Origin of the sequence: Methylobacterium sp. CCH5-D2 (assembly GCF_001556475.1) — a bacterium.
Classification (GTDB): domain Bacteria; phylum Pseudomonadota; class Alphaproteobacteria; order Rhizobiales; family Beijerinckiaceae; genus Methylobacterium; species Methylobacterium hispanicum.
Genome location: NZ_LSIX01000859.1, coordinates 1 through 4266, shown reverse-complemented (window position 1 = coordinate 4266; position 4266 = coordinate 1). Strand labels below are relative to the sequence as shown.

2 protein-coding genes are annotated in these 4266 nt (G+C 74.0%); both read left to right on the top strand.

The annotated features are described in order from the left end of the window. The first annotated feature begins 117 nt into the window (after nt 1-117). Nucleotides 118-2784, top strand: coding sequence for a nitrate reductase (locus tag AX737_RS22665; protein ID WP_066925136.1), 2667 nt, complete (start codon nt 118-120; stop codon nt 2782-2784). A 39-nt stretch (nt 2785-2823) separates the two neighbouring features. Further along, nucleotides 2824-4266 (top strand): siroheme synthase CysG (gene cysG / locus AX737_RS22660; protein WP_066925133.1); only part of this gene is annotated, 1443 nt, incomplete at its 3' end.

The following is a 4266-nucleotide window of genomic DNA, read 5'->3' as shown; positions in this document are numbered from 1 at the left end:
CTCTCCCGCACGGGAGAGGGGACCCACGCCTCGTCCGGCCCCGTTCGACCCGTCATGCACCGGCAGGCGGCCCGACTCTTGCTGCCGGCCACTCAACGACCGCCCGAGGAAGAGCCCATGACCGTGCCGGTGCCGGAGCAGACGGTTCGCACCACCTGCCCCTATTGCGGGGTGGGCTGCGGGGTGCTCGCGACGCCGGACGGGCAGGGGGGCGCCGGGATCGCGGGCGATCCGGAGCATCCGGCCAATCTCGGCCGGCTCTGCTCGAAGGGCTCGGCGCTCGGCGAGACCCTGTCGCTGGAGAACCGCCTGCTCCACCCGCAGGTCGATGGGGTGCGCCAGAGCTGGGAATCGGCGCTCGGCACCGTCGCGGGCGGCCTGCGCAAGGCCGCCGAGCGGCACGGGCCGGACGCCATCGCCTTCTACCTCTCGGGCCAGCTCCTCACGGAAGATTACTACGTCGCCAACAAGCTCGCGAAGGGCTTCATCGGCACACCGCACGTCGACACCAACTCGCGCCTCTGCATGTCGAGCGCCGTAGCGGCGCACCGCCGCGCCTTCGGCTCGGACACGGTGCCGGGCTGCTACGAGGACCTCGACGAGGCCGACCTCATCGTGCTCACCGGCTCCAACACCGCGTGGTGCCACCCCATCCTGTTCCGCCGCATGGTCGACGCGCGCACCAGGCGCGGCACCAAGCTCGTGGTGATCGACCCGAGGAAGACCCAGACCGGCGAGGAGGCCGACCTCTTCCTGGGGATCCGGCCCGGCAGCGACACCGCCCTGTTCTCGGGGCTCCTCGTGCATCTGGCGGATACCGGCGCGCTCGACGCCCGGTACGTGGCCGACCACACCGCGGGCTTCGACGCGGCCCTCGACCGCGCCCGGCTGATCGCGCCGAACCGCGCGGCGGTGGCCGCGCTCACCGGCCTCACGGATTCCGAGATCGGCAGCTTCTACGACCTGTTCACCCGCACCGAGCGGGTGGTGACCGCGTTCTCGATGGGCGTGAACCAGTCGGCGCAGGGCACCGACAAGGCCAACGCGATCCTGAACTGCCACCTCGCCACGGGGCGGATCGGGCGACCCGGCATGGGCCCGTTCTCGCTCACCGGCCAGCCGAACGCCATGGGCGGGCGCGAGGTCGGGGGGCTCGCCAACATGCTGGCCGCCCACATGCACTTCGCGCCCGAGGAGGTGGACCGGGTCCGCCGCTTCTGGCGCGCGCCCAACATCATCACGGGCGAGGGCATGAAGGCGGTCGCGCTGTTCGAGGCGATCCAGCGCGGCAAGATCAAGGCCCTCTGGGTCATGGGCACCAACCCGCTGGTCTCGATGCCGCGGGCCGACCTGATCCGGGAGGCGATCGTCAAGCTCGACCTCTACGTCGTCTCCGAGGTGATGGCCGATTCCGACACCGCCCGCGCGAGCGGCCGCAAGACCGTGCTGCTGCCCGCGCTCGCCTGGGGCGAGAAGGACGGCACGGTGACGAACTCGGAACGGCGCATCTCGCGCCAGCGCCGCTTCCTCAAGGCGCCGGGCGAGGCGCGGCCCGACTGGGCGGTGCTGGCCGATGTCGGGCGCCGCCTCGGGCACGGGCAGGCTTTCAGCTTCACCAGCGCGGCGGCCGTGTTCCGCCAGCATGCCGGCCTCTCGGCCTTCGAGAACAACGGCAGCCGCGACTTCGACATCGGCGGGCTGGCCGACATCTCGGACGCCGCCTACGAGGTGAACCGCCCGGTCCAGTGGCCGCTGCCGAAGCGCGGCGGCACCAAGGCCCGGCTCTTCGCGGACGGGCGCTTCTACACCTTCGACGGGCGCGCCCGCTTCGTCGCGGTGCAGCCGCCGGCGCTGGCGCAGGCCGTGAGCGAGGCCCGCCCGCTGGTTCTCAACACCGGCCGCATCCGCGACCACTGGCACACGATGACGCGCACCGGGAAGAGCCAGCGCCTCTCGGCCCACCGCGCCGTACCGTTCTGCGAGGTGCACCCGGACGACGCCGCCCGCTACGGCCTCGCCGACGGCGGCATCGCGGCGGTCTCGACCGAGCACGGCTCGGCGGAACTCGAGGTGATGGTGACGCCCTCGGTCGCCCCCGGCAGCCTGTTCATGCCGATGCACTGGAGCGATTCTACCGCCTCCAAGGCGCGGGTCGGCGCCCTGGTCCGCGGCGTGCCGGACCCGGTCTCGGGCCAGCCCGAGCTGAAGGCGACCCCGGCCTCGGTCGCTCCGGTCGCCTACCGGGCGCGCGGCTACCTGCTCACCCGCGAGGGCGTCGCCCCGCCCGAGGGCTGGTGGTGGGCCCGCGCGGCGGTCACCGGCGGCTGGGGCCTGCTCTTCGCCACCCAGGAGGGCTCACGCGCGGTCGCGATGCTGATGCGCGGCCTGTTCCAGGGCTACGAGCTCGCCGAGTACGCCGACCACGCCCGCGGGCGCTACCGCTGCGCGGTCTACGACGGCGAACGGCTCGTCGCCTGCCTGGCCTACGCGCCGGCAGAGCAGAAACCCGACTGGGAGGCCGCCAAGGCGCTCTTCGCCGCCGACGCGCCCGACGCCCCTGAGCGGCGCGCCCTGCTGTCGGGCCGGGCCGCCACCGCGGCGGCCGGCCCGGTGGTCTGCGCCTGCCACGGCGTCGGGCTCGACGCGATCACGGCGGCGATCGGGGCGGGCGCCCACAGCGTCGAGGCGGTCGGCGCGGCCTGCCGGGCCGGCACGAATTGCGGCTCGTGCATCCCAGAGATCCGCAAGCTGCTCCCCGCGGCGCTTGCGCGCTCGGCGGCCTGACCGCACTTTGGACGGATTCCCGTGTCGAAGCCCACACTCATGCGCACCTCCAGAGAACCCCGCGAGACCAAGGCCGGCCTGGAGCCGCTCGCCGTCCTGCCCGTCTTCGTGCCGCTCCAAGGCAAGCGCGCGGTGCTGGCGGGCTCGAACGGCGGCGCACCCTGGAAGGTGAAGCTGCTCGCCGCCGCGGGCGCCGAGGTCGACGTCTACGCGGAGGATCCCTCCGAGGAGCTGCGCGCGGTGCCGGGCGAGGTGGTCTCGGGTCGCGTCACACTTCACGAGCGGCGCTGGACGCCGGACGACCTCTGGGGTGCGGCCTTCGCCATCGGGGCGATGGAGGACGAGCGCGACTGCGTCGCCTTCGTGGCGGCGGCGCGCGGTGCCGGCGCCATCGTCAACGCGGTCGACCGGCCGCATCTCTGCGACGTGAAGTTCGGCGCCATCGTCAACCGCTCGCCGCTCGTCGTCGGCATCTCCACCGAGGGCGCCGCCCCGGTCTTCGGCCAGACCGTGCGGGCGCGCATCGAGGCGATGCTGCCGCGGGGCTTTGCCCGCTGGGTCGCCGCCGCGCGCGACTGGCGCGAGGCGGTCACCGGGCGCTTCCACGGTTTTGCCGAGCGGCGCTTCTTCTGGGAGCGCTTCACCGACCGCGCCTTCGCCGAGCCCGACCGGGCGCCGGGCGCCGACGACCTCGCCGGGCTGCTCGCCCAGACCGAGGCCGCGCCGAAGGGCGGCGCCGTGACGCTCGTCGGCGCGGGGCCGGGCGACGCGGAACTCCTCACGCTGAAGGCGCTGCGCGCTCTGCGGAACGCGGACGTGATCCTGTACGACGACCTCGTGGCGCCCGAAATCCTCGACTACGCTCGCCGCGAGGCCCGCACGATGCTGGTCGGCAAGACCGGGCACGGCCCCTCCTGCCGTCAGGACGACATCAACGCGCTGATGGTGCAGCTCGCCCGCTCGGGCAAGCAGGTGGTGCGGCTGAAATCCGGCGACCCGCTGGTCTTCGGCCGGGCCGGCGAGGAGATCGAGGCCTGCCGCGCCGCGGGCATCCCGGTGGCGGTGGTACCGGGCGTGAGCGCGGCGCAGGGGGCTGCCGCCACGCTCGGCGTCTCGCTGACCCACCGCGACGCCGCGCGCCGCCTGCAATTCGTCACCGGCCACGACCGCCGCGGCGCGCTCCCCGACGACCTGAACTGGGGCGCGCTGGCGGATCCCAGCGTCACCACCGTGGTCTACATGCCCAAGCGCACGCTGCGGGCGTTGCTGGAGCGGGCGGTGGCGGAAGGGTTGGCGCCCGCGACGCCCGCGCTCGTGGTGTTCAACGCGACGCGGCCCGCCCAGGCGACGGTGCGCGGCAGCGCTGCCGACCTCGCCGACCGGATCGAGGCGGCGGGGCTGGAGGGGCCTGCGATCCTAATGGTGGGCGAGGCCCTCTCCGAGGCGCGCGGCGCCGCGCTGGTGGAGGAGGCGGTGGGGCGG

Bases quoted from the DNA above. Each gene is read 5' to 3' on its own strand.
- AX737_RS22665 (WP_066925136.1), top strand. From the start codon at position 118: ATGACCGTGCCGGTGCCGGAGCAGACGGTTCGCACCACCTGCCCCTAT.